Below are 23,583 nucleotides of genomic sequence, written 5' to 3' on the forward strand. Positions count from 1 at the left end.
ATGAAGAACGTCTCGGGAAGCAAGAAGGGTCGGCCCGGCGCCGTCCGCACCGGTCGCAAGGGCAACAAGCAGGTCGGCTCCGGCGGACAGGGCGCCCAGGCGCTCGAGGGTCGCAAGCCGACCCCGAAGGCCGAGGACCGCCCGTACCACCCGGCCGGCAAGCGCAAGGCCGCGAAGGACCGCTTCGAGGCGGCCAAGGGCCGGCACGGTTCCTCGAGCACCCCGCAGGGTCGCACGGGTCGTCCGCCGGCACGCAAGACCGACGACTCCGAGCTGGTGACCGGGCGCAACTCCGTGCTCGAGGCCCTGCGCACGAAGACCCCGTCGTCGACGCTCTACATCGCGTCGCGCATCGAGGTCGACGACCGCGTGAAGGAGATCCTCGCGCTCGCCAACCACCGCGGCGTGCCGATCATCGAGCTCATGCGTCCCGAGCTCGACCGCATCACCGGACACGACAGCGTGCACCAGGGCGTCGCCTTGAAGGTGCCGGCGTACCAGTACGCCGTGTCCGAGGACATCGTCGAGCAGGCCTTCTCGCGTGACCAGGTCCCGCTGCTCGTCGCACTCGACGGCATCACGGACCCCCGCAACCTCGGCGCGATCATCCGGTCGACCGCGGCCTTCGGCGGACACGGCGTCATCGTGCCGCAGCGTCGTTCGGTCGGCGTGACGGCGTCGGCGTGGAAGACCTCGGCCGGTGCCGCGGCCCGCACGCCCGTCGCGATGGCCCCGAACCTCACGCAGACCCTGAAGTCGCTCAAGTCGATGGGCCTGTTCGTCCTCGGTCTGGACGGCGACGGTGACGTGGAGCTCGACGGCCTCGAGCTCGCGGACCGCCCGATCGTGATCGTCGTCGGTTCCGAGGGCAAGGGCCTGTCGCGCCTGGTCACCGAGACCTGCGACGCCATCGTGTCGATCCCGATCTCGAGCGCCACCGAGTCCCTGAACGCCGGCATCGCCGCGAGCGTCACCCTGTGGGAGGTCGCGCGGCGCCGTCGCACCGCGTAGCCCCAGCACTTCGTGTGCAGGAATGGTCGCCTCCCCGAGCGGGAGGCGACCATTCCTGCTCACGGTGGCCGGTGGGGCTGGGCGTGACGGTCTGGAGGGCCGGCGCCGGTCTCCGGGACGCGGGCCGGGCCTCCAGGCGGTCGCGTTGCCGACCCCCGAACGGTCAGGACACGTCGGCCGGCGGAGACGGTCAGACCGTGGCGCGCCAGTCGTCGACGTCGTCGGACTCGTCGGACCCGTCGGCGTCGTCGTCGTCCAGCACCGGGATCGGCACGGTGATCGACGAGGTCGGCGGGTTGATGAGCAGGCGCTCGTCGCGACGGTGTCGGAGCACGTCGTTGATGTAGGCGGTCGTGGCCTCGGGCAGGGAGACGGAACGTTCCTCTTGCTGGGACATGAACCAGCGGTGCTCGAGCAGCTCGTGGAACACCTCGGCGGGTTCGAGTCGGCCGCGCAGGTCACGGGGAATCGAGCGGACGACGGGCTCGAAGACCCGCGAGACCCACTCGTGCGCCACCATCTCCTCGTCGAGTTCGTCACGGCCGTTGCGGGCGCGGTACGAGTCGAGGTCGTTGAGCAGGCGCCGGGCCTGGTTCTCGCCGGCGTCGAGCCCGGTGAGTCGCAGCAGTCGGCGCTGATGGTGCCCGGCGTCGACGACCTTCGGCTGGATCCGGACCTGCGAGCCGCCCTCGGTCGTGTGGATCGACAGTTCTTCGATGTCGAAGCCGAGCTCGTTCAGGCGCTCGACGCGGTCGTTGATGCGCCAGCGTTCCTTGATGTCGAACTGCTCGGTGCCGGTGAGCTCGGTCCAGAGCGTCCGGTACTGGGCGACGATGCGGTTCGAGACGTCCACGGGGTCGGCGTTCTCGTCGAGTCGTCCGCCGGCCTCGAGGTCGAGCAGCTCGCCGGCGATGTTCACGCGGGCGACCTCGAGGTCGTTCTCGCGCTGACCGTTCGACAGCCCGCCGGGGTAGAGCTTGCCGGTCTCGGCGTCGACCAGGTACGCGGCGAAGGCTCCGGCGTCGCGACGGAACAGCGTGTTCGACAGGGACACGTCGCCCCAGTAGAAGCCGATGACGTGCAGGCGGACGAGCAGCAGCGCGAGGGCGTCGACCAGACGGGTGGCGGTCTCAGGGCGCAGCGTCTGCGAGTACAGCGCGCGGTAGGGCAGGGAGAACCGCAGGTGGCGGGTCACGAGCACGGGGTGCAGTGGTTCACCGTCGGCGTCGACGCGGTTCGTGATGACCGCGACGGGGTCCACGCACGGCACGTCCATCCGCTGCAGGGTCCGGAGCATCTCGTACTCGGACCGGGCGACCTCTTCGCCGGTCTCCTTCACCGCGGCGACGTACCCGCTCAGGTGCACGAACCGCACGAGGTGCCGCGAGATGCCCTTCGGCAGCGCGACGATCGTGTCGTCGGGCCAGTCGGCGAGCGGCAGGTCCCACGGCAGGTCGAGCAGGCCGGGGTCGACGGTGGCGGCGGTGATGGACATCGAGTCGGGCACGGTGGTTCCTCTGGTGTCGGGGACAGCCGAGAGCCCGCGTCCGCCCTTGTGAGGCGGGCGCGGGCTCTCGGGGGAGTGCGCTGGTTACGCGCTGACGACGGCCTTGTCGTCGAGGCGGTCGCCCGACTCGGTGTCGAAGGCGTGGACGTGACCCTGCTTCGGCGTGATGACGATCGTGTCACCGATCGACGGGTGTGCACGACCGTCGACACGGGCGACGATGTCGGCGCGCTGGCCGTTCACGTCGGCGTGACCGTAGAGGTAGCCGTCGGCGCCGAGCTCCTCGACGACGTCGACCGTGACGGGCAGGCCCTCGCCGGACTGCGACACGATGACGTCCTCGGGGCGGATGCCGACCGTGATCTGTGCGGCACGGGCGTTCGACAGGGTGTCGCGGTCGATCGCGTGGTTGAGCGTGCCGAACTTGATGCCGCCCTCGATGACGTCGGCGGGCAGCAGGTTCATGGCCGGCGAACCGATGAAGCCGGCGACGAACACGTTGTTCGGCTTCTCGTACAGGTCACGCGGGGTGCCGACCTGCTGCAGGATGCCGTCCTTGAGCACCGCGATGCGGTCACCCATGGTGAGGGCCTCGGTCTGGTCGTGCGTGACGTAGACCGTGGTGACGCCGAGACGACGCTGCAGCGACGCGATCTGCGTGCGGGTCTGGACGCGGAGCTTGGCGTCGAGGTTCGACAGCGGCTCGTCCATGAGGAACACCTGCGGCTGACGGACGATCGCACGGCCCATCGCGACGCGCTGACGCTGACCACCGGAGAGCGCCTTCGGCTTGCGGCCCAGGTAGTCCTCGAGGTCGAGGAGCTTGGCGGCTTCCTGCACGCGGGTGGCGCGCTCTTCCTTGCCGACGCCGGCGATCTTGAGCGCGAAGCCCATGTTCTCGGCGACGGTCATGTGCGGGTACAGCGCGTAGTTCTGGAACACCATCGCGATGTCGCGGTCCTTCGGCGGGACGTCCGTGACGTCGCGGTCGCCGATGCGGATCTGACCGGAGTTGACCTCTTCGAGGCCGGCCAGCATGCGGAGCGAGGTGGACTTGCCGCAGCCCGAGGGGCCGACGAGGACGAGGAACTCGCCGTCGGCGACGTCCAGGTCGAGGGAGTCGACCGCGGGACGGTTGCCTCCGGGGTAGAGACGGGTTGCCTTGTCATAGGTGACGGACGCCATGAGCGTTCGGTCCTTCCTTCACCGGCAGGTACGTGCCGGACGATCCGAGTGAAGCGGTGTGCCCGTACGGGCCCCGGACAGTCGCCGTCGACTGTCGAGGTTCATACAACACGAGTTCACCCGGGTGCGCCAGTGTTTTCCCCCTTGGTCGGCGGCTTCCCAGAGCGCCCCACTACAATCGCCGGGTCCGTCCGCCGAGCAGGGGAACGCCGAGCGGACACCGATCAGGAGGACGACGCACCGATGAACAACCGCCCCGAGGGTGCCGCCCGCGCCGCGCGGAACGAGCGCCGTGAAGCCGCCCGCCAGCGAGCCCAGCGTGCCCGGACCCAGCAGAAGCGACGCCAGCGTGGTGTCCGGCTCGGTCTGCAGATCGGGCTCGGGGTCGTGCTCCTCGCCGCCGCGACGATCGTCACGCTCGTGCTGGTCGACTCCGTGAAGCCCGCGGGCCCCGGCCCGTCGACCATGTCGCAGGGCGGCATCACCATCGGGCAGGGTCTGAAGCCCGTCGCGGCGTCCGCGTCCGGATCGGCCTCCGCGTCGCCGAGCAGCGCCGCGACCGACGGCGCCGGCACCGTCCGGATCACCCTGTACGTCGACTACCTCTGCCCGGGCTGCGGCCAGTTCGAGCAGGCGAACGGCGACTACATCAAGGACCTCGTCGACTCCGGTGCGGCCACGGTCGACATCCATCCCGTCGCGGTCCTGTCGAACCGCTCGCAGGGCACGAAGTACTCCCTCCGCGCCGCGAACGCCGCTGCCTGCGTCGCCGAGCACTCCCCGAACCAGTTCTACGCGGTGAACCAGGCGCTCTTCGCGAAGCAGCCGGACGAGGGCACCCCGGGTCTGACCGACGCGGAGCTCACCGACGTCGTCACGGGCGTGCAGGGGCTGCAGGAACGCAGCGCCGTCCGGAGCTGCATCGCCGACCAGGACTACGCCAAGTGGGTGGACGAGCAGACGACGGCGGTGTCCGACGGCACGATCCCCGGGTCGACGCTGAAGGAGTTCCCCGGCACGCCGCTCGTGCTCGTGAACGGGCAGCGCTACGAGCTGACCTCGCCGGTCACGAACGACGACTTCCGCACCTTCGTGGTGACGGCCGCCGGGGCGACCGACGCCACCCCGACGCCCACGCCGAGCGCGACCCCGTCGCCCACGCCGACCAAGCGCTGACGGCCGGACGAGCGCTGACGCGCTGACCACGGACGGGAGGCCCGGTGCCAGCTGGCACCGGGCCTCCCGTGGTTCGACGGTGCGGCTACAGGGCCGAACCCGGGATGCTCAGGGTGTCGCAGCTCGTCGCGCCCTGCTGGTAGCCCCGCAGGAACCAGCGCTGTCGCTGCTCGCTCGACCCGTGCGTGAACGAGTCCGGGTCGACGCGGCCGGTCGCGCGCTCCTGGATGCTGTCGTCGCCCACGGCGCTCGCCGCCGACAGGGCGTCGGTGATCTGGGAGCGGGTGATCGGTTCGAAGAAGGTCTCGCCGTTCGCGTCCTTCGTCGTGGCGGCGTCGCCGACCCAGGCCCCGGCGTAGCAGTCCGCCTGCAGCTCGACGCGGACACTGCCCGACGACGCCCCTGTGCCGGAGCGGTCGGTGTTCGCGAACGACCCCTGCAGCTGCTGGATGTGGTGCGCCCACTCGTGCGCGACGACGTACATCTGCGCGAGCGGACCGCCGGACGAGCCGTACTGCGACTGCAGGTCGTCGTAGAACGCGGTGTCCAGGAAGACCGCACGGTCCGGTGGGCAGTAGAACGGGCCGGTCGCGGCCGATGCCTGCCCGCACGAGGTGTCGGTGGAGTCCTGGAACAGGAAGAACTCCGGTGCCGTGTACGAGACACCGAGCGACCGCGCCTCGGACGTCCAGTAGGCGTCAAGCGACTCGGCCGCGCCCTCCATCCGGCACTCGACGCGCAGGTTGGCGTCGCGCCCGGTCCGGCACTCGGGTGCGGCGTCGACGGACTCGCCCCCCTGCTGGATCGTCGTCAGGCCGTTGCCGCCGCCGACGATCCCGCTCAGGTCGAAGCCGGTGAACTGCGCGATCAGGAACACCACGATGGCGCCGACGCCCACGGCACCTCCGCCGATCGCCGTGGTGCGACCCCGCCGCTTGACCTTGCCGCCCCGGAGTTGCGAGTCGTCGTTGAACGTCATGATCCCGAACCTACCGATCAGCACCTCCCGATCAGCGGCCCCGCGTACCGTCGGCGGCGTCGGCCACCCCGACACCTGTCGTACACCTGTCGGACAACCGGAAGGAACCGCACAATGGCCACTCCCATCAGCACCGTGATGAGCCCCGCCCGCTACGTCCAGGGCAAGGACGCGATCACCCGCGTCGGCGAGTTCATCGCCCCGATCGGCAAGCGGCCCCTGATCGTCGCCGACGACGTGGTCTGGGGCATCGTCGAGACCGCCGTCTCCGAGAGCTTCCGGTCCGCCGACCTGGCCGTGGAGCGTGTCGGGTTCGGCCGCTTCGCCACCCCAGAAGCCGTCGACGAGCTCGTCGAGCAGATCCGCGCGACGGACGCCGACGTCATCGTGGGGCTCGGCGGCGGCTCCGCCATCGACGCCGCGAAGGCCGCTGGGCACCTCGCCGGCATCCGGTGGGCCAGCGTGCCGACGGCTGCGTCCACCGACGCCCCGACCTCGGCGCTCGCCGTCATCTACACCGCCGAGGGCGAGTTCATCGAGTACCGCTTCTTCCCGCACAACCCGGACCTGGTGCTCATCGACACCCGGCTCGTCGCCAACGCGCCGGTGCAGTTCCTGGTCGCGGGCATCGGCGACGCGCTGGCGACCTGGGTCGAGGCCCGTGCCGCGAAGCGCGCCAACGCCGACACCATGGCCGGCGGCCTGCAGACCCAGACCGGCGTCGCGCTCGCCGAACTGTCGTGGAAGCTCCTGCACGAGAACGCCCTGCAGGCCATCGAGGCCGTCAAGGCCAAGGTCGTCACCCCGGCGCTCGAGAAGGTCGTCGAGGCGAACACGCTGCTGTCCGGCCTGGGCTTCGAGTCCGGCGGGCTCGCCGCCGCCCACGCGATCCACAACGGACTGACCGCGGCCCCGCAGGCGCACGGCCTGGCACACGGGCAGAAGGTGAACATCGGCACGATCGCGCAGCTCGTGCTCGAGGGCGCCCCGGCCGAGGAGATCGAGGACTTCGTCGTCTTCACCACGAAGGTCGGCCTGCCGAACACCCTGACCGAGATCGGCCTGACGGTGGACGACCGTGACGTGCTGCGCGCCGTGGCCGAGGCCGCGACGGTGGAGGGCGAGACCATCCACAACATGCCGTTCCCGGTCACGCCCGAACTCGTGGTCGACGCCCTGGTCGCCATCGAGGGCATCGCACGCAGCATCCGCGCCGAACACGGTCTGCCGGAGCCCGTGCTGTACGAGCACCACTGACGTTCGAGCAGCACTGACGGGCGAGGGGTCAGGTGCGGATCAGCGGCTCCATCGTCGCCAGATCCGCACCGATCCCGACGTCGACGAGTTCGATCCGGCCGGCGAGGGTGGCGGCGGGTCCGGTCAACAGGCCGGCCTTCACACCGCCGAAGGTGACGGTGACGTCGGCGTGCAGGACGTGGTCGTCCGCGACGCCGCCGGTGTCCACGTCGATGCCGCTCGGCACGTCCACCGCGACCACGAACGGCGCACGCTGGTCGCGGGCGAGCTCACGGATGGCGTCCACGACCTCCCGCGCGGGGGACCGCAGTGCGTTCGCGCCGTGCACCCCGATGCCGAGGATGCCGTCGAGCACCAGGTCGGCCTCGAGCGCCGCCTCGGTCGCGACGTCCGCCAGGCGTTCGCCGTCGCTCCGGCCGGCGGCTCGCAGGATGTCCGCCGCTCCGCCCGCGTTCGGTCCCGAGGCGCCGGACGGGCCGTCCAGCAGACGCGCGCCGGCGTCCAGCGCCGCTGCCAGGCCGGCCTCGTGGACACGGGAGCCGACGCGCAGGACCGCCACGTGCCTCCCGGCCGCTGCCAGGCGAGCACCCGCGAACAGGGCGTCGCCACCGTTGTCGCCGCTGCCTGCGAGCACGAGGACGGACCCCGGTCCGTCGACCGGCCGCACGGCCGGGTCGTCCAGCAGCTCGCCGACGATGCGCGCGAGCCCGTCGGCGGCCCGCTGCATCAGGGGTTCCCCCGCGTCGAGGTGGGGGCGTTCCGCCGCCCGGATCTGATCGCCGCCGTAGCCGTCCATGGCCACCACACTGCCCCGATACGCTTGAGAGGACATGTCACTCGTCCCCGAAGCGCCCCGCCCCCGGTTCGTGATGTCGCCCGACGGGCTGCGACTCGCGACCTACGACTTCGGCGACCCCGACGCCCCGGCCGTGATCGCGGTGCACGGCTTCGCCTCCGGTGCGGTGCTCAACTGGCACGCCTCGGGCTGGACGCGGCACCTGGTCCGTGCCGGCTACCGGGTCGTGGCACTCGACCAGCGCGGGCACGGCGCGAGCGCGAAGCCGCACGACCCGGGTGCCTACTCGATGGACCTGCTCGTCGCCGACGTCACCACGGTCATCGACACGTACCTGCTCGACGACGTCGCGTACCTCGGGTACTCGCTCGGCGCACGGGTCGGCTGGCACACCGCCGAACGGCTGCCCGGCCGGATCTCACGTGCGGTGTTCGGCGGGATCCCGGACGCCGACCCGATGCGTCGCGTCCGCGTCGACCAGGCGAAGGCGTACATCGCCGACGGCACCCCGATCGAAGACCGCGTCACCAACGGCTACCTGACGATGGCGGGCAACGTCGAGGGCAACGACCTCGGCGCGCTCGTGGCCATGGTCGAGGGGATGCGGAACAGCATCGAGCCGACCCCGGAGAACGCCCCGGCGCAGCCGCTCCTGATCGCCGCCGGCAGCGAGGACGGCATCCGCGACAGCGCGGTCCGGCTCGCCGAAGCCGCACCGGACGCCACCTTCTTCGAGATCCCCGGGCGCAACCACTTCAACGCCCCGACCTCGCGGCCGTTCCGCGAAGCGGCACTGCGGTTCCTGTCCGCCCCGCGCTGAGGGGTACTCGTGGGTCCCCTCGGTCGGCCGGCACCGGGCGTACCGTCCCCGCCATGGACTACAGACTCCTCGGCAACAGCGGGACATCGGTGTCGACGCTGACCCTCGGCACCATGACGTTCGGCAGCGAAGCCGACGAACCCACCTCACACGCCATCCTCGACGCCTTCGTGGCCGCCGGTGGCACGCTCGTCGACACGGCGGACGTCTACTCCGGCAACGAGTCCGAGCGGATCATCGGCCGCTGGCTCGCAGCACACCCCACCGAGGCCGCGCAGGTCGTCCTCGCCACCAAGGGCCGGTTCCCGCAGGGCGACGGCCCGAACGACCTCGGCCTGTCCCGACGACACCTGCGCGTGGCCCTCGACGCCTCGCTCGAGCGGCTCGGCGTCGACCACATCGACCTGTACCAGATGCACGCGTGGGACGCCCTGACCCCCATCGACGAGACCCTGCGGTTCCTCGACGACGCCGTGTCCGCCGGCAAGATCGGTTCCTACGGGTTCTCGAACTACCTCGGTTACCAGGTCACCAAGGCCGTCTACGAGGCGAAGGCCCACGGCTGGGCACCGCCCGTCACCCTGCAGCCGCAGTACAACCTGCTCGTCCGCGACATCGAGCACGAGGTCGTGCCCGCCTGCCTCGACGCCGGCATCGGCCTGCTGCCCTGGTCGCCCCTGGCCGGCGGTTGGCTCTCCGGCAAGTACCAGCGCGACGAGGCCCCGTCCGGCGCCACCCGCCTGGGTGAGAACCCGCAGCGTGGCATGGAGGCGTGGGAGGCCCGCAACGGTGACGAGCGCACGTGGGAGGTGCTCGACGCCGTCTCCGAGGTGGCCGACGCCCACGACGCGTCGAAGTCGCAGGTCGCACTGGCCTGGCTGCTGGCCCGGCCCGCGGTCACGAGCGTGATCCTCGGCGTCCGCACCCTGTCGCAGCTCGAGGACAACCTCGGTGCCGCCGACCTGGTGCTCACCGACGACGAGCTCGCCCGGCTGACCGACGCCAGCGCTCCCCGCATCGACGACTACCCCTACGGCACCGCCGGCGTCGCGCAGCGGGAGCGGAAGATCACCGGCGGGCGCTGACCGGACAGGACCCCGGCGCGTTCGTGCACATCGTGCGGATTTCCGCGGATGTGGGGTCAGGGTGTGGACGCGCGGGTCGGTGAGGTGTCATCCTCGTCGCACGACCGGCTGGTTACCGCGTCCAGCGCCCGGAACGCCCCCTGATCCGCGTTCCGTGTGCCGATGCCCCGGGCGAGACTTCGCCCGGGGCATCGCTTCGTCTGGGGCCGGCAGCGGGACTTGAACCCGCAACCCCCGTATTACAAGTACGGTGCGCTACCAATTGCGCCATGCCGGCTGACGCCGCTCATCTTACCGGTGAGGGCGTCCGGGGCTCACTCGCCCGACTTCTCCGAGAAGTTCAGCGAGATCGAGTTCATGCAGTACCGGTCACCCGTGGGGGTGCCGAACCCGTCCGGGAACACGTGGCCCAGGTGCGAACCGCAGTTCGCACAACGGACCTCGGTGCGGGCCATGCCGAGGGAGTTGTCCTCGATGAGCTGCACGGCGTCCGGGTTCACCGACTCGTAGAACGACGGCCAGCCGCAGCCGGAGTCGAACTTCGTGCCGCTCTTGAACAGCTCCGCGTTGCAGGCCGCACAGGTGTAGACGCCGGCGCGCTCCTCGTCGAGGAGTTCACCGGTCCACGGTCGTTCGGTCCCCGCCTGGCGGAGGACGGCGTACTGGTCCGGGGAGAGCTCCTCGCGCCACTGGGCGTCGGACTTGTCGACGTTGTATGCCATTGGTTCCTCCTGCTTCCGGCCGGGCTCTTCCGGGCACTCCCGACCACTTCACTAAACTCGCCACGATGTCCGAGCATTCCGTGCACCACGCCCGCTGGACCCGTCTGACGACGGACGAACTGTACGGCATCGTCGTCCTGCGCAACCGCGTGTTCGCGCTCGAGCAGCGGGTCACCGCCGAGGACTTCGACGGCCGTGACCGCGAGCCCGACACCGAGCACTGGTGGTTCGGCACGGACACCGATGCGGTTGGGTACCTGCGGCTCATCCGCCCGGCGGCCGACGAGGTCCACCCCGACGGCGCGGCGCCGCCGGCGTGGGTGATCGGCCGGGTCGCGACCGACCCCGGGCATCGTGGACAGGGGATCGCCGGCCGGCTCGTCGCCGCCGTCCTCGACGAACACGGACACGACCCGTTCGTCCTCCATGCCCAGGAGTACGTCGCAGCCCTGTACGAGCGGTACGGCTTCGTGCGGTTCGGGGAGCCGTACGACGAGGCCGGCATCCGCCACGTCGGCATGCACCGACCCGGACGCTGATGGACACCCGCGCCCGGTACGACGCGTACGCCGACCGCATCCAGGCGGTCTCGCCGTCGTACGCGGCCTGGGCACGGTCGCTCGACGGCTCCCTCGTCGCGCTCCTCGCCGAGGTCCCCGAGCAGCAGCGGCAGCCGGAACTGTTCTTCGCGGTCGCGCGACGGCTGGGCGCGGACCCGTCGCACCCGGGTGCGCTGCGCGCGCTCGGCCTGGAGGCCCGCCCCGCGCTGGTCGCGGCCCTCGCCTCCGCCACGGTGCAGGCCAACGACCCGCAGCGGCTCGCCCCGGTCGTCCCGCTGTTCGCGGCGCTCGCCGAACGGTCCGCCCGTCCGCTCGGCCTGGTCGACGCCGGGGCCGCCGCCGGGCTGTGCTCGATCCCGGACCGGGTGACCCTGGACTACCGCGTCGGTTCCGGGGCCGCGGTCCTCCGGATGCACACGGCGGTCGCCGAGCCCTCGGTCCGGCTCGTCGCGGACGCAACCGGGGCCGTCCCCACTCCCGCGACCGTCCCGATCAGGGTCGGCGCCCGGGTGGCCCTCGACCCGAACCCGATCGACCTGTCGGTCCCCGGTGCGTTCGACCGGCTGGTCGAGGCCGTCCCGCCCGAGGCGTCGGACCGGACCGCCCTGATGCGGGCGGCGGCGTCCGCGACGCTCACCGTGCCTCCCGTCCGGATCCGGGGCGCGCTGCCCGGCGACCTCGACCGTGCACTGGACGCCCTGCCGGACGACGTCGAACCGGTCGTCCTGACCACCGGGACGCTGGTCTACGTGCCGGGCGCGGACCGGCAGCGGTTCGTCGACCGGATCCGTGCGCGCGGCGTGCACTGGATCGCCCTCGAACGCACCGGGATCCTGCGCGGGGTGGCGGCGACGCTGCCCGACGACGTCGACGCGGCCGACCCGGACGCGTTCGCGACGGTCTCGCTCGACGGGGACGCGGTGGCCGTCTCGGACCCGTTCGGGACACGTGTGCGCTGGTTCCGCGCGCCGAACCTGTGACCGGTGTTCGCGACAGTCCAGCGCCGTGCCAGGGTCCGGATCGACTCCACCCCTACGATGTGCGAGACCCGTTACCCGACCGTGATCGGAACCGCAGTGACCAGCCCCACCGACGAACGCAGCAGTGAGCAGCTCAGCGAGCTCGCCCAGCACGTGCTGACGTTCGAGCAGGACCGGGCACGGCACGACCGCACGAAGGAAGCGGAGATCCGGGTCGAGTTCGAGATGTCGGCGGCGCGCTACTACCAGGTGCTGAACCGCGTGATCGACTCGCCCGCGGCACTCGCGTACGACCCGCAGCTCGTCAGCCGGCTGCAGCGGCTCCGTCACGCGCGCACCAGCGCCCGGGCGACGCGCAGCTTCGTCGCGCCCGGTGCCGCTCCCGAAGGACGTGAAGAGGAACGATGAGCACGAGATTCCCCCGAGACCGGTTCGACGACGTCGCCGACGGCCCGCGGGTCGGTGCGCACCGCGGTGCCCAGCGTCGCGGCCGTGGCTGGATCGCCTTCGCCTGGGCGGCGCTCGCCACCGGTGTGCTCGTCGGCGTCGGGGTGCTCGTCCTCGCGCTGCTGAACGGCAGCTACTCCTTCAACAGCTCGGATTCCCCCTCGGCCTCCACGTCGGCGTCCGCCACCGCGAAGCCCTCGGCGACGTCCAAGCCGTCCGCGTCCTCGTCCGCCGGTTCCGGCTCGGCTGGATCGGGGTCGGGCAGTGCTGCGGCCGCGACGCCGGCGCAGCAGGGCACCACCACCGTCGTCGTCCTGAACGGCACGACCACCACGGGCCTCGCCAGCCGTGCGAGTGCGGCGCTGACCGGCGCCGGCTGGCAGGTGGCCTCCACCGGTGACGCCGGCACGACGGGGTCCACGTCGACGATCGTCTACTACCAGCAGGCGTCGCAGGCAGCGGTCGCGCAGGGCATCGCGAAGCAGCTCGGCGTCACCGCTGTGCAGCAGTCGGCGGCGTTCCCGAACGCCGACGTGAGCGTCGTCCTCGGCGCCGACTACGCCGGCTGATCGGTCGTTCTGCGGGTCGTCGCGCCGCGTTTTCCGCGCATTGTGTGACGGCCGTGTTTCGGGCACGTTGATTTCTGACGGAATCGACGTGAAACAACGTCACACCTCTTGCCTGATCGGACGGGTTCGGTCAGAGTCCCATGCAGACGACGATCACGTCGTTCCGCACTGCAGTACCAGGGAGCAAGAGATCATGGCCAACGGAACCGTGAAGTGGTTCAACGCTGAAAAGGGCTTCGGCTTCATCACCGTGGATGGAGGGGGCCAGGACGTGTTCGTGCACTACTCGGCCATCGACATGTCGGGTTACAAGGTCCTCGAGGAGGGCCAGGCCGTCGTGTTCGACGTCGGCACCGGGTCGAAGGGCCCGCAGGCAGAGTCCGTCCGCCCCGCCTGAGCAGCACCACTTCCAGAACGCGCCGTCCCGTCAGGGGCGGCGCGTTCGTCGTGTGCCGGGACGGTGACCGGCGCGGGGAGCGCGACCGCGGCGGTGGTGCGGGGTCCACCGGACGCGACGTGTCCTGGGAAGTCGTCACGAGCCTCCCGACTGTGTTGCACTCACACCCGGCGAGTGCCAGAATCGGCGTTGGCACTCGCTCACGCTGAGTGCCAGCACGACCCCCAAGACGACGTCCGGGAGGGACGAAAAACCACATGGCTAAGATCATTGCTTTCGACGAGGAGGCCCGCCGTGGCCTCGAGCGCGGCCTGAACCAGCTGGCCGACGCCGTGAAGGTGACGCTCGGCCCGCGCGGCCGCAACGTCGTCCTCGAGAAGAAGTGGGGCGCCCCCACGATCACGAACGACGGTGTCTCCATCGCCAAGGAGATCGAGCTCGACGACCCGTACGAGAAGATCGGTGCGGAGCTCGTCAAGGAGGTCGCCAAGAAGACCGACGACGTCGCCGGTGACGGAACGACCACCGCGACCGTCCTCGCCCAGGCGCTCGTCCGCGAAGGCCTCCGCAACGTCGCCGCCGGTGCCGACCCCGTGTCGCTCAAGCGCGGCATCGAGAAGGCCGTCGCCGCCGTCTCCGACCAGCTCCTCGCCAACGCGAAGGACATCGAGACCAAGGACCAGATCGCCGCGACCGCGTCGATCTCGGCCGCTGACCCGACCATCGGCGCGCTCATCGCCGAGGCCATCGACAAGGTCGGCAAGGAAGGCGTCGTCACCGTCGAGGAGTCGAACACCTTCGGCACCGAGCTCGAGCTCACCGAGGGCATGCGCTTCGACAAGGGCTACCTGTCGCAGTACTTCGTCACCGACCCCGAGCGTCAGGAAGCCGTCTTCGAGGACGCCTACATCCTGATCGTCAACTCGAAGATCTCGAACATCAAGGACCTCCTGCCGGTCGTCGACAAGGTGATCCAGGCGGGCAAGCAGCTCCTGATCATCGCCGAGGACGTCGACGGCGAGGCCCTGGCCACGCTCGTCGTGAACAAGATCCGTGGCATCTTCAAGTCCGTCGCCGTCAAGGCCCCGGGCTTCGGCGACCGCCGCAAGGCCATGCTGCAGGACATCGCGATCCTGACCGGTGGCCAGGTCATCTCGGAAGAGGTCGGCCTCAAGCTCGAGAACGCGACGCTCGACCTGCTCGGTCGTGCCCGCAAGGTCGTCATCACCAAGGACGAGACCACGATCGTCGAGGGTGCCGGCGACGCCGAGCAGATCGCCGGCCGTGTCCGCCAGATCCGTGCCGAGATCGAGGCGACCGACTCCGACTACGACCGCGAGAAGCTCCAGGAGCGCCTCGCGAAGCTCGCCGGTGGCGTCGCCGTCATCAAGGCGGGTGCCGCGACCGAGGTCGAGCTCAAGGAGCGCAAGCACCGCATCGAGGACGCCGTCCGCAACGCGAAGGCTGCCGTCGAAGAGGGCATCGTCGCCGGTGGTGGCGTCGCCCTCATCCAGGCTGGTGCCGTCGCACTCGAGGCCCTCGAGCTCGAGGGCGACGAGGCGACCGGTGCGAACATCGTCCGCGTGGCCATCGACGCGCCGCTCAAGCAGATCGCGCTGAACGCCGGTCTCGAGCCGGGCGTCGTCGCCGCCAAGGTCCGCGAGCTCGAGTCGGGTTGGGGCCTCAACGCCGCGACCGGCGAGTACGTCGACCTGATCGCCGCCGGCATCATCGACCCCGCCAAGGTCACGCGTTCGGCGCTGCAGAACGCTGCGTCGATCGCCGGTCTGTTCCTGACCACCGAGGCCGTCGTCGCCGAGAAGCCCGAGCGCACCCCTGCTGCTCCGGCTGGCGACCCGACGGGTGGCATGGACTTCTAAGTCCGCCTGACGGAAGGGCCCCGCACGCTGCGCGTGTGGGGCCCTTCTGCGTGTGCGGTCGGGGCGGTGCGGGGCCGGGAGGTCACAACACCCCGCTCAGGTTCGCCGAGCGGTCACGAACCGTCGGTTGGGCCCGTTCCCGTCGACACTTCGTGACCGTCCGGCGGCGCAGGAGCGGGGAGTCGTGGCCGGCTCGTGCGTGCGGCTTGCGCGTGCCCGGGGTCGTCTCTCCCGCACAGGAGGCTCGGCTCACCTCGTTCTCCACAGGTTGCGAGTGCGCGTGGCCGGCTCGCGTGCCCCGCAACGACCATGACGGCATGCCAGCTGCCCGTCGCCTCCCTGCGCCGTTCGACCGATCCACCTTCCGCGTGGCCGATGCGGTGGGGCACGGCATCGATCCGGAACGACTCCGACGCACCGACCTGGCAGCCCCGGTCCACGGCGTCCGTGCCCCGATCGACTCGGTCGACTTCATCGACGCCGTCGCCCTGGTCATGCGTCCCGATCAGTTCTTCAGCCACACGACCGCCGCCGCGATCTGGGGTGCGCCACTGCCGCAGTCGGTGCGCTCGGTTGGGCCGGTGCACGTCTCGACCGCGAGGGACGGGTGCCGGATGCGTCGGCCCGGCGTGGTCGCGCACCGCCTTGACCGGCCGAGGACGGTCGAACACCGCGGGTTCCTCGTCAGTGTCCCGGCGCAGATGTGGTTCGAGTGCGCCGCCGTGCTCGAACGTGACGCGCTGGTCGCGATCGGGGACCACCTCGTCGGACCAGCCGGGCTGGCGACGGCGGACGACCTCCGTGTGTCGATCCGCCCCGGCACACGCTTCGCGCTCGCTGCTCGGCGCGCGTTGGACCTCGTCCGGGCCGGGGCGGAGTCGCCGCAGGAGACCTGGCTCCGTCTGGCCGTGGTCGAAGCGGGGTTCCCCGAGCCGGAGCTGAACGTCGACGTGCACGACGGTGCGGGGCGGTTCCTCGGACGCGTCGACATGGCGTGGCCGGAGTTCGGCATCGCGTTGGAGTACGACGGCGATCACCACCGGGAGCGCGACACCTTCCGACACGATCAACGACGGGACAACGGGTTCGTGGTGAACGACTGGCTCGTGATCCACGCGACGGCATCGGACGCACACCGACCCGCGGTGTTGTTCGAGCGACTCCGCCAGGCGTTCGAGGTCCGAGCGGTCGGAAGTCGTCGGCGGTCCGCGTGACGGCCGTGATCGCCACGCGGAAGATCTCGTCCCCGGGCGGTCAGAACGTGTCGTCGGCCCTGCGCCGGCCGGTCACGAACTGTCGGTCAGCGGGCGCGCAGACGACAGATCGTGACCACTCGGCGGCGTCGGACGGGGTGTTGTGACCGCCCGGGACGCCCGGGATGCCGCGGCACGGCCGAGCAGCGGCGCGCGCGGGTCAGGCGGCGAAGTCGCGGGGGAGCAGGGGGAGCCAGACGCGGAAGGTGGCGCCGCCGCCCTCGGTGTCGAAGACCTCGACCGAGCCGTGGTGGGCCGCGACGATCCCGGACACGATGGCGAGCCCGAGGCCCGAGCCGCCGGTGTCCCGGGCGCGCGAGGTGTCCGCACGCCAGAAGCGCTGGAAGATCTTCTCGCGCAGCTGCGGCGGGATGCCCTCACCGTGGTCGATCACGTCGAGGTGTGCCATGCCGCGCTCGTCGTCCACGCCGATGCCGATCTCGATCGGGTCGTCGTTCGCCGTGAACCGCATGGCGTTGCCCATCAGGTTCGTGACGATCTGGCGGATCTTGTTCTCCTCCGCCAGGACGATCGGCGGACGCTTCGGCAGCACGACCGTGGGCAGCGGGGTGGTCTCATCCGTCGGGGCAGCACCGGCGTCGATGTTCATAGCGCGGGTGCGACGCGCCCGCAGGCGCGCGATGGTCTGGCGCGAGAACGCGATCGGCCCGGTGGTGTTCGCCGAGGTGGGCGACACGGGCGGTGCTTCGCCGGAGTCCGGAGAGCCGATGGACGACGACGACGCCGACGGACGGACGGCCTGGGGCACGCTCTCGCCGGTCAGGGAGTCCTCGACGAGGACCTGGATCTCGCGGTCGGGGTTGGAGGCCATCGTGTCGAGCGCCGAGTCGCGGGCGATGGCGACGAGGTCGACCGGGCCGAGCTCGAGGGGCTTCGACTCGTCGATGCGGGCGAGCTGCAGCAGGTCCTGCACGAGCAGGCCCATCCGCTGCGCTTCCTTCTCGATTCGCTCCATCGCCTGGGCGACGTCCTCTTCCTTGCGCAGGGCACCCATCCGGTACAGCTCGGCGTACCCGCGCAGGGACACCAGCGGCGTGCGGAGTTCGTGCGAGGCGTCGCCGACGAACCGGCGCATCTGGGCGATGGTGCGCTCGCGGTCCTCGAACGCGGAGTCGATCCGCTCGAGCATGACGTTGAGGGAGCGGTTGAGGCGGCCGACCTCGGTGTTCGGGGTGTCGGCCTCGAGGCGCTGGTTGAAGTCACCCGCGGCGAACCGGGCCGCGGTGTCCTCGACGTCGCGCAGCGGGTCGAAGGTCGCGGTGACGAGCAGCCGGGTGAGCATGGCGCCGAGCAGGATGACCGAGGCACCGAACCCGAGGAAGATCGCGGTGAACTTGCCGATCGTCTCGTCGGTGCCGGCGCTGGAGACCGCGATGAGCACGTAGCCGGTCTCGGTGGTGCCGTCGGACTGGTTCTGCAGCGATGCCGGGATGATCTGCGCACGCCACTCGTGGTTGTGCTGGCTGTCGTAGAGCGAGATGCGCTGGTTCGCCTGCGAGGCCTCGACCAGGGTGGCTTCACGGACGTCGGGTCGACTCGACGCCTTCGTCTGGCAGATCCGGTCACCGTCGGCGTCGTACGCGGCGACGTAGGCGCTCTGCGAGACGACGACGGACAGCTTGCAGTACTGCTCGCCGTCGCTGATGTTCTGGCCCTCGAGCTGCTCGGTCGTCTGCTTGACCGTGTTGTCGAGCTGCTGCATGAGGTAGGTGGACAGCACTGTCATCGTGCCGAGTCCGGCGACGAGCAATCCGAGCGCGACGAGCAGCACCGTGATCCCGGTGATCTTGGTGCGCAGGGAGATCCCGTCCCACCAGTGGTTCATTCGCGTGTGCATGCTGCCCCAACGATAGACAGCGGCCGCCCGGTGAAACCGGACGACCGCCGTGAAGTCGAGCCCCGTGGGACTCCTGCTCCTACGAAGCCTTGGACGCCTTCAGCATGTAGCCGAAGCCGCGCTTGGTCTGGATGATCGGCTCGGCGGAGTACTGGTCGAGCTTGCGGCGCAGGTACGAGATGTAGCTCTCGACGATGCCCGCGTCACCGTTGAAGTCGTACTCCCACACGTGGTCGAGGATCTGCGCCTTCGACAGCACGCGGTTCGGGTTGAGCATCAGGTAGCGGAGCAGCTTGAACTCGGTGGGCGAGAGCTCGATCTGCGCGTCGCCGATCGTGACCTCGTGCGTGTCCTGGTCCATCGTGAGCTCGCCGGCGCGGATGATCGCGTCTTCCTCGTCGTTCATGGTGCGACGGAGGATGGCCTTGATGCGGGCGACGATCTCGTCGAGCGAGAACGGCTTGGTGACGTAGTCGTCGCCGCCGACGGTGAGGCCGGTGATCTTGTCCTCGGTGTCGTCCTTCGCTGTGAGGAACAGGATCGGCGACGTGTAGCCCGAGGAACGCAGGCGCTTGGTCACGCCGAAGCCGTTCATGTCGGGCAGCATCACGTCGAGGATGATGAGGTCCGGCTCTTCTTCCAGCACGGCGGAGATCGCCTGTGCTCCGTTGCCCACCGCACGCACGGCGAAGCCGGCGAAGCGCAACGAGGTCGTCAGGAGGTCGCGGATGTTCGGCTCGTCGTCGACGATCAGGATCTTGGGGCCATCGCTCATGGTCTTATCTTCTGACTGTTCCCTCGGGGTTTCCTGAGAGCGGTTCGTGCGTCAGCCCACGGGCGTCTGGACCTGGTCGGCGTCGAGGATCGTGTACGAGTAGCCCTGCTCCGCCAGGAACCGCTGCCGGTTCTGCGCGAAGTCCTGGTCGACGGTGTCCCGGGCCACGAGCGTGTAGAACGACGCGGGCAGGCCGTCCTTGTTCGGGCGGAGGAGCCGGCCGAGCCGCTGTGCCTCTTCCTGCCGCGACCCGAACGAGCCGGAGACCTGGATGGCGACGGTCGCATCGGGCAGGTCGATCGAGAAGTTCGCGACCTTCGAGACGACGAGCACGTCGACCTCGCCGGACCGGAACGCGTCGTACAGCCGCTCCCGTTCGTCGACCGGGGTCACCCCCGTGATCTCCGCGGCGTCGAGCGACGCAGCCAGTTCGTCGAGCTGGTCGATGTACTGCCCGATCACCAGGATCTGCTCACCGCGATGCTTCTCGATGAGTTCCCGCACCACGGGGGTCTTGGCCGGGGACGTCGCGGCGAGCCGGTAGCGCTCGTCGTCGCTCGACGCTGCGTACTCCAGGCGGTCCTGGTGCGGCAGGTCGATGCGGACCTCGTAGCAGGAGGCCGGTGAGATGTAGCCCTGCGCCTCGATCTCCTTCCACGGGGCGTCGTACCGCTTCGGCCCGATGAGCGAGAAGACGTCGCCCTCGCGGCCGTCCTCGCGCACGAGCGTCGCGGTGAGGCCCAGGCGTCGGCGGGCCTGCAGGTCGGCGGTCAGCTTGAACACCGGCGCCGGCAGCAGGTGCACCTCGTCGTAGACGATGAGGCCCCAGTCGAGGGCGTCGAGGAGCGACAGGTGCGTGTACTCGCCCTTCCGGCGGGCGGTGAGGATCTGGTAGGTCGCGATCGTGACCGGCCGGATCTCCTTGACGCTGCCCGAGTACTCGCCGATGTCCTCCGGCGTCAGGGTCGTGCGCTTGAGGAGCTCGGTGCGCCACTGCCGCGCGGAGACGGTGTTCGTCACGAGGATGAGCGTGGTCGCCTTGACGGTCGCCATCGCACCGGCGCCGACGAGCGTCTTGCCCGCGCCACAGGGCAGCACGACGACGCCGGAGCCCTGGGCGAAGAACGTGTCGACCGCCTGCTCCTGGTACGGCCGCATGTGCCACTCGGCGGTGTCCAGGTCGATCGGGTGCGGCTGGCCCGGGGTGTAGCCCGCCAGGTCCTCCGCCGGCCAGCCGAGCTTCACGAGCTCCTGCTTGATCTGTCCCCGCGCCCACGGCTGCAGCTCGACCTCGGTCGAGGACCGCATGTCGCCGAGCAGCGGCTTGATGCGCTTCGACCGGATGACCTCGGCCAGCACCGACGGGTCCTCGGCGGTGAGGAGCAGGAGCGGCAGCTGCTCGAGTTCCTCGGTGGGGGAGTTCGCGATCACGGGCGCGTCGGGTCGTTCCTCGCGACGGATCACGAGTCGTCCGTAGCGCGAGACCGTGTCGCGGATGTCGACCGTGACGCTCTGCGGCACGGGGAACTTCGCGAAGCGTTCCAGGGTGTCGATCATCGCCTCGGCGTCGTGGCCCGCGGCGCGCGCGTTCCAGAGTCCGAGGCGGGTGATCCGGTAGGTGTGCACGTGCTCGGGAGCGCGTTCGAGCTCGGCGAAGGCCGCGAGCTCGTGGCGTGCGTCCTCGGCGTCGGGGTGCGCGACCTCGAGGAGCACGGTGCGGTCGCTCTGCACGATCAGCGGTCCGTTCATGACCTGCCAGCCTAGCCGTCGGCACCTGCGTGCGGGTGACCGCGCGGCTCAGGCGTCGCTCTCGACCGACACGACGAGCGACAGCGGCAGGGTCCGCTCGACGTCGACGGCCGTGTCCCGCCCGCGGACGCGTCCGGCCGCGACCGAGGTCGGCACGATCGAGAACGGCCGCTCCGAGCCGTCCGGCATCCGGACGGTCACACGGATCGGCGTGCGTCCGCGCACGGCCAGGTCGATCTGCCGACCGAGCCACTCCTGCTCCGGCTCCGCGTCGCCGCGCTGCGTCGTCAGGCGGAGCCGTTCGACGAGTGCGTGCGCCGACTGCTCCGGCGAGCGTCCGGTGGGGCTGCGCCGGCCGGGAGGCCCGTGGTGCGCCTCGGGGCGGGCTGCGGTCGTCAGGACGGCCGGGTAGCGCTGGTCCTCGAGCGCGGTGTGCACGACGTGCGGCGGGTAGCGCGTGGTCAGCGTCGTCAGGTCGGGCCGCTCCCACGCGAGCTGCCGGAGCTCGGCGTCCACCCCGACGAGGTCGAGCTGGTCGGCGGTGCCGCGGACCTCGGTCCCGACGCCGCCCGGCCCCCGGTCGACGACGATGCTGCCGTCGCGTCCGGCCACCTGGTCGATCAGGTAGGCGAGGGGCTGCGGGATCCCGGTGGCCGACAGCCGTCCGAGCAGGGACAGCAGGTCGTCGCGGGAGTGTCCGGCCCGGAACGCCGCGCGCAGGGTGTCCTCGGAGATGCGGTAGCGCGCCGCGAGGCCCGGTGCCTCGAGCACGGCGACGGTGCGCAGGGCGTCGTCGTCCACCGGCGCGAGCGGCCCCGGTGCGATGACGGTGAGGTCGTGCTGCAGGTAGACCCGCTCGACGGTGCCCGGCAGGTCGTCGGAGGCCTGGTCGGCGTCGCCGTCGAGGAGTGCCCGGCCGGTGCTCGTCACGATGCCGTCGACGGCCAGGCCGAGCGACGCCGCGGTGCCGGCGACGTCGAGCAGCAGGGCATCGAGCCAGCGGGAGCCCGCCGGGTACGCCCAGCGCCCGAGCGGCACGAGGTCGCGCAGGTCCCCGTCGGCCAGCTCGAGCACCTGGTGCACGGCGGGCGGGAGCGTGTCCGACCACGCGGCCACCAGCGACACCCAGCGCTCCGGCCAGCCGGCGAGCAACCACGCGTGCCCGGGGTCGGTGACGATCCAGCGTCCGGTGTCGGGGTCGGCGAACCCGATGCCGTCGAGCAGCGCCAGGCGACCGGCGACGAGCTCGGCATCGGTGCCGATGCGTTCGGCCAGGGTGCGGGCGAGCGGCATGCCGATCCCGCCCTTGACGAGTTCGCGGACCGCGCCGGCGTCGACCGCCCGCAGCAGTTCGGCGAGCACGGTCATCGTCGCGAACGCCTGCTCCGCACCCGTGGTGCGCGCACGCTCGAGTGCCGCGGCGTCGAGGGCGGGAGCAGCGGGGCGGACCTGCTCCGGGCCTCCAGGCTGCTCGTCGAGCGAGGTGAGGTCGGGGTGGGCGGCCACGCGAGCGGCGACCGCGTCGTCGACTGCGCCGTCCTCGTCGGCGAGGCCGAGCTCGATCGCGGGGCCGAGCGCGTCGACGGCGCCGCCGTCACGCAGCGCCAGGATCGTGGCGCGCGGCAGGTGCTCGACGGCGGCGTCCACGGCGTCGTCGCTGCGGAGTGCCTCGGCGAGGTCGAAGAAGTCGGTGATGCGCTGCGGGCCGGTCTCGGCGAGTGCAGCGGTGGGGAGTCGCCTCGCCGCAACGAGGCGCTCGAGCGCATCGTCCGGCATCGCCCGGAGTCGGGCGGCGAGGTCGGCGGTGGTCGTCATCGTCCGGTGCCAGCGTCCGGGGCGGACGTCAGCGAGCCGTCCGGTTCGCTCGTGCGCGACGTGTCCAGGTGATGCCGAGGAGCGTGAAGACCAGCACCATGGCGATCGGGAAGCCGTAGAGCGGGATCGCCATGACCACCGGCCACGGCATCGCACCCTGGGCGCTGGGCGCGGTGAGCCACATGATGATCATCGCGACGAAGCAGAGCAGGCCGAGGATGATGATCCCACCGATCATGAACGCCAGAGCGCGTTCGGTACGATTGAACGTCACCGGGGGTTCTGCGGAGTCCTGCGGGTTCCCGGTTGATCGGGTCGGCTTGGCCATCGACCCAGGATATCCGACGCACCACGGCCGTACCACGACCTCGAGGAGTCCACGCATGCCCACCGGCAAGGTCAAGTTCTACGACGACGACAAGGGCTTCGGCTTCATCACCGGAGACGACGGCGACCAGGTGTTCCTGCACGCGTCCTCGCTGCCCGACGGCGTCGTGACCGTCAAGGCCGGCACGCGGCTCGAGTACGGCGTCGTCCAGGGCAAGAAGGGGTCGCAGGCGTTGTCCGTGCGGCTGCTCGAGCCCCAGCCGTCGCTGTCGCGGATGACCCGTCGCTCCGCGGACGACATGGCCGTGATCGTCGAGGACCTGGTGAAGGAACTCGACCGGATCAGCGGAGACCTCCGCCACGGCCGCTACCCGAAGAACGGCGATCGCATCGCCGCCATCCTGCGGCACGTCGCAGACCAGTTGGAGGCGTGAC

The 23,583-nt window shown here is 70.7% G+C and carries 23 protein-coding genes and 1 tRNA gene; 13 read left to right on the forward strand and 11 right to left on the reverse strand.

Annotated features, from left to right (window positions below; genetic code table 11):
• Positions 1-1,011 carry a 23S rRNA (guanosine(2251)-2'-O)-methyltransferase RlmB gene (rlmB, locus tag DEJ02_RS05985; protein WP_027466607.1) on the forward strand — a complete coding sequence of 337 codons (1,011 nt, stop codon included), beginning with the start codon at positions 1-3 and terminating at the stop codon, positions 1,009-1,011.
• A gap of 190 nt (positions 1,012-1,201) precedes the next feature.
• Here rlmB and DEJ02_RS05990 read toward each other — a convergent pair whose 3' ends face one another.
• Together DEJ02_RS05990 and DEJ02_RS05995 are read right to left on the reverse strand one after the other, a co-directional pair.
• Positions 1,202-2,518, reverse strand: coding sequence for a DUF4032 domain-containing protein (locus DEJ02_RS05990; RefSeq protein ID WP_111032331.1), 1,317 nt, complete (start codon positions 2,516-2,518; stop codon positions 1,202-1,204).
• Positions 2,519-2,602: 84 nt separating this feature from the next.
• Positions 2,603-3,703, reverse strand: coding sequence for an ABC transporter ATP-binding protein (locus DEJ02_RS05995; RefSeq protein WP_071244017.1), 1,101 nt, complete (start codon positions 3,701-3,703; stop codon positions 2,603-2,605).
• Between the two features lie 243 nt (positions 3,704-3,946).
• Here DEJ02_RS05995 and DEJ02_RS06000 point away from each other — a divergent pair, with 243 nt between their 5' ends.
• On the forward strand, positions 3,947-4,879 hold the full coding sequence (locus DEJ02_RS06000) for a thioredoxin domain-containing protein (RefSeq protein ID WP_110863113.1): 933 nt from the start codon (positions 3,947-3,949) through the stop codon (positions 4,877-4,879).
• Between the two features lie 85 nt (positions 4,880-4,964).
• On the opposite strand, the gene DEJ02_RS06005 is transcribed toward DEJ02_RS06000, so the two are convergent.
• Positions 4,965-5,858, reverse strand: a complete 894-nt coding sequence (locus DEJ02_RS06005) for a neutral zinc metallopeptidase (RefSeq protein WP_111032332.1) — start codon at positions 5,856-5,858, stop codon at positions 4,965-4,967.
• Between the two features lie 114 nt (positions 5,859-5,972).
• Between DEJ02_RS06005 and DEJ02_RS06010 the strand changes: the two genes are divergently transcribed.
• Positions 5,973-7,115, forward strand: coding sequence for a glycerol dehydrogenase (locus tag DEJ02_RS06010; protein WP_111024146.1), 1,143 nt, complete (start codon positions 5,973-5,975; stop codon positions 7,113-7,115).
• A gap of 28 nt (positions 7,116-7,143) precedes the next feature.
• Here the strand turns inward: DEJ02_RS06010 and DEJ02_RS06015 are convergent, their stop codons facing one another.
• Positions 7,144-7,911 (reverse strand): NAD(P)H-hydrate epimerase, encoded by a 768-nt coding sequence (locus DEJ02_RS06015; RefSeq protein WP_111032333.1) that lies wholly within the window; start codon positions 7,909-7,911, stop codon positions 7,144-7,146.
• A gap of 34 nt (positions 7,912-7,945) precedes the next feature.
• Between DEJ02_RS06015 and DEJ02_RS06020 the strand changes: the two genes are divergently transcribed.
• On the forward strand, positions 7,946-8,731 hold the full coding sequence (locus tag DEJ02_RS06020) for an alpha/beta fold hydrolase (protein ID WP_111032334.1): 786 nt from the start codon (positions 7,946-7,948) through the stop codon (positions 8,729-8,731).
• 53 nt (positions 8,732-8,784) lie between these two features.
• The gene (locus DEJ02_RS06025; RefSeq protein ID WP_111032335.1) at positions 8,785-9,816 is read left to right on the forward strand and encodes an aldo/keto reductase; all 1,032 of its coding nucleotides are present in this window, start codon (positions 8,785-8,787) and stop codon (positions 9,814-9,816) included.
• A 201-nt stretch (positions 9,817-10,017) separates the two neighbouring features.
• Here DEJ02_RS06025 and DEJ02_RS06030 read toward each other — a convergent pair.
• Together DEJ02_RS06030 and msrB are read right to left on the reverse strand one after the other, a co-directional pair.
• Positions 10,018-10,093, reverse strand: a tRNA-Thr gene (locus DEJ02_RS06030).
• 37 nt (positions 10,094-10,130) lie between these two features.
• Positions 10,131-10,538 (reverse strand): peptide-methionine (R)-S-oxide reductase MsrB, encoded by a 408-nt coding sequence (gene msrB, locus DEJ02_RS06035; protein ID WP_027466599.1) that lies wholly within the window; start codon positions 10,536-10,538, stop codon positions 10,131-10,133.
• A gap of 65 nt (positions 10,539-10,603) precedes the next feature.
• On the opposite strand from msrB, the gene DEJ02_RS06040 reads away from it, so the two are divergent.
• The 7 genes from DEJ02_RS06040 (at position 10,604) to DEJ02_RS06070 (ending at position 16,585) form a co-directional block, all read left to right on the forward strand.
• A complete protein-coding gene (locus DEJ02_RS06040) occupies positions 10,604-11,077 on the forward strand; it encodes a GNAT family N-acetyltransferase (RefSeq protein ID WP_111032336.1) in 474 nt (157 codons plus the stop codon).
• Positions 11,077-12,078 carry a DUF2332 family protein gene (locus DEJ02_RS06045; RefSeq protein ID WP_111032337.1) on the forward strand — a complete coding sequence of 334 codons (1,002 nt, stop codon included), beginning with the start codon at positions 11,077-11,079 and terminating at the stop codon, positions 12,076-12,078. Before DEJ02_RS06040 ends, DEJ02_RS06045 begins: the two co-directional genes overlap by 1 nt.
• 96 nt (positions 12,079-12,174) lie before the next feature.
• Positions 12,175-12,486 carry a DUF3263 domain-containing protein gene (locus tag DEJ02_RS06050; protein WP_258378672.1) on the forward strand — a complete coding sequence of 104 codons (312 nt, stop codon included), beginning with the start codon at positions 12,175-12,177 and terminating at the stop codon, positions 12,484-12,486.
• Complete coding sequence (locus DEJ02_RS06055; protein ID WP_111032339.1) at positions 12,483-13,094, forward strand: LytR C-terminal domain-containing protein; 612 nt, start codon at positions 12,483-12,485, stop codon at positions 13,092-13,094. Before DEJ02_RS06050 ends, DEJ02_RS06055 begins: the two co-directional genes overlap by 4 nt.
• A gap of 193 nt (positions 13,095-13,287) precedes the next feature.
• A complete protein-coding gene (locus tag DEJ02_RS06060) occupies positions 13,288-13,491 on the forward strand; it encodes a cold-shock protein (protein WP_017888049.1) in 204 nt (67 codons plus the stop codon).
• Between the two features lie 257 nt (positions 13,492-13,748).
• Positions 13,749-15,371 (forward strand): chaperonin GroEL, encoded by a 1,623-nt coding sequence (gene groL / locus DEJ02_RS06065; RefSeq protein ID WP_071404070.1) that lies wholly within the window; start codon positions 13,749-13,751, stop codon positions 15,369-15,371.
• Positions 15,372-15,688: 317 nt separating this feature from the next.
• On the forward strand, positions 15,689-16,585 hold the full coding sequence (locus DEJ02_RS06070; RefSeq protein WP_111032340.1) for a hypothetical protein: 897 nt from the start codon (positions 15,689-15,691) through the stop codon (positions 16,583-16,585).
• A 199-nt stretch (positions 16,586-16,784) separates the two neighbouring features.
• Here DEJ02_RS06070 and DEJ02_RS06075 read toward each other — a convergent pair whose 3' ends face one another.
• The 5 genes from DEJ02_RS06075 to DEJ02_RS06095 form a co-directional block, all read right to left on the reverse strand.
• Positions 16,785-18,482, reverse strand: a complete 1,698-nt coding sequence (locus tag DEJ02_RS06075; protein WP_110863081.1) for a cell wall metabolism sensor histidine kinase WalK — start codon at positions 18,480-18,482, stop codon at positions 16,785-16,787.
• A 79-nt stretch (positions 18,483-18,561) separates the two neighbouring features.
• Positions 18,562-19,257, reverse strand: a complete 696-nt coding sequence (locus DEJ02_RS06080) for a response regulator transcription factor (protein WP_017888045.1) — start codon at positions 19,255-19,257, stop codon at positions 18,562-18,564.
• Between the two features lie 51 nt (positions 19,258-19,308).
• Entirely contained in the window at positions 19,309-21,006 is a 1,698-nt protein-coding gene (locus DEJ02_RS06085; protein WP_111032341.1) for a DNA repair helicase XPB, read from the reverse strand.
• A 48-nt stretch (positions 21,007-21,054) separates the two neighbouring features.
• Positions 21,055-22,821, reverse strand: a complete 1,767-nt coding sequence (locus DEJ02_RS06090; RefSeq protein WP_111032342.1) for a helicase-associated domain-containing protein — start codon at positions 22,819-22,821, stop codon at positions 21,055-21,057.
• Between the two features lie 28 nt (positions 22,822-22,849).
• Positions 22,850-23,149, reverse strand: coding sequence for a hypothetical protein (locus DEJ02_RS06095; protein ID WP_128780559.1), 300 nt, complete (start codon positions 23,147-23,149; stop codon positions 22,850-22,852).
• 55 nt (positions 23,150-23,204) lie between these two features.
• Between DEJ02_RS06095 and DEJ02_RS06100 the strand changes: the two genes are divergently transcribed.
• Positions 23,205-23,582 carry a cold-shock protein gene (locus DEJ02_RS06100; protein ID WP_017888041.1) on the forward strand — a complete coding sequence of 126 codons (378 nt, stop codon included), beginning with the start codon at positions 23,205-23,207 and terminating at the stop codon, positions 23,580-23,582.
• The last annotated feature ends 1 nt before the right edge of the window (position 23,583 follow it).

Source organism: Curtobacterium sp. MCLR17_042, assembly GCF_003234695.1.
Lineage (GTDB): Bacteria > Actinomycetota > Actinomycetes > Actinomycetales > Microbacteriaceae > Curtobacterium > Curtobacterium flaccumfaciens.

Excerpts from the sequence above, each read along its gene's own strand:
- rlmB (WP_027466607.1), top strand. The coding sequence starts at position 1 with ATGAAGAACGTCTCGGGAAGCAAGAAGGGTCGGCCCGGCGCCGTCCGC.
- DEJ02_RS05995 (WP_071244017.1), bottom strand. The coding sequence starts at position 3,703 with ATGGCGTCCGTCACCTATGACAAGGCAACCCGTCTCTACCCCGGAGGC.
- DEJ02_RS06000 (WP_110863113.1), top strand. The coding sequence starts at position 3,947 with ATGAACAACCGCCCCGAGGGTGCCGCCCGCGCCGCGCGGAACGAGCGC.
- DEJ02_RS06005 (WP_111032332.1), bottom strand. The coding sequence starts at position 5,858 with ATGACGTTCAACGACGACTCGCAACTCCGGGGCGGCAAGGTCAAGCGG.
- DEJ02_RS06010 (WP_111024146.1), top strand. The coding sequence starts at position 5,973 with ATGGCCACTCCCATCAGCACCGTGATGAGCCCCGCCCGCTACGTCCAG.
- DEJ02_RS06015 (WP_111032333.1), bottom strand. The coding sequence starts at position 7,911 with ATGGACGGCTACGGCGGCGATCAGATCCGGGCGGCGGAACGCCCCCAC.
- DEJ02_RS06020 (WP_111032334.1), top strand. The coding sequence starts at position 7,946 with ATGTCACTCGTCCCCGAAGCGCCCCGCCCCCGGTTCGTGATGTCGCCC.
- DEJ02_RS06025 (WP_111032335.1), top strand. The coding sequence starts at position 8,785 with ATGGACTACAGACTCCTCGGCAACAGCGGGACATCGGTGTCGACGCTG.
- msrB (WP_027466599.1), bottom strand. The coding sequence starts at position 10,538 with ATGGCATACAACGTCGACAAGTCCGACGCCCAGTGGCGCGAGGAGCTC.
- DEJ02_RS06040 (WP_111032336.1), top strand. The coding sequence starts at position 10,604 with ATGTCCGAGCATTCCGTGCACCACGCCCGCTGGACCCGTCTGACGACG.
- DEJ02_RS06045 (WP_111032337.1), top strand. The coding sequence starts at position 11,077 with ATGGACACCCGCGCCCGGTACGACGCGTACGCCGACCGCATCCAGGCG.
- DEJ02_RS06055 (WP_111032339.1), top strand. The coding sequence starts at position 12,483 with ATGAGCACGAGATTCCCCCGAGACCGGTTCGACGACGTCGCCGACGGC.
- DEJ02_RS06060 (WP_017888049.1), top strand. The coding sequence starts at position 13,288 with ATGGCCAACGGAACCGTGAAGTGGTTCAACGCTGAAAAGGGCTTCGGC.
- groL (WP_071404070.1), top strand. The coding sequence starts at position 13,749 with ATGGCTAAGATCATTGCTTTCGACGAGGAGGCCCGCCGTGGCCTCGAG.
- DEJ02_RS06070 (WP_111032340.1), top strand. The coding sequence starts at position 15,689 with ATGCCAGCTGCCCGTCGCCTCCCTGCGCCGTTCGACCGATCCACCTTC.
- DEJ02_RS06075 (WP_110863081.1), bottom strand. The coding sequence starts at position 18,482 with ATGCACACGCGAATGAACCACTGGTGGGACGGGATCTCCCTGCGCACC.
- DEJ02_RS06080 (WP_017888045.1), bottom strand. The coding sequence starts at position 19,257 with ATGAGCGATGGCCCCAAGATCCTGATCGTCGACGACGAGCCGAACATC.
- DEJ02_RS06085 (WP_111032341.1), bottom strand. The coding sequence starts at position 21,006 with ATGAACGGACCGCTGATCGTGCAGAGCGACCGCACCGTGCTCCTCGAG.
- DEJ02_RS06090 (WP_111032342.1), bottom strand. The coding sequence starts at position 22,821 with ATGACGACCACCGCCGACCTCGCCGCCCGACTCCGGGCGATGCCGGAC.
- DEJ02_RS06095 (WP_128780559.1), bottom strand. The coding sequence starts at position 23,149 with ATGGCCAAGCCGACCCGATCAACCGGGAACCCGCAGGACTCCGCAGAA.
- DEJ02_RS06100 (WP_017888041.1), top strand. The coding sequence starts at position 23,205 with ATGCCCACCGGCAAGGTCAAGTTCTACGACGACGACAAGGGCTTCGGC.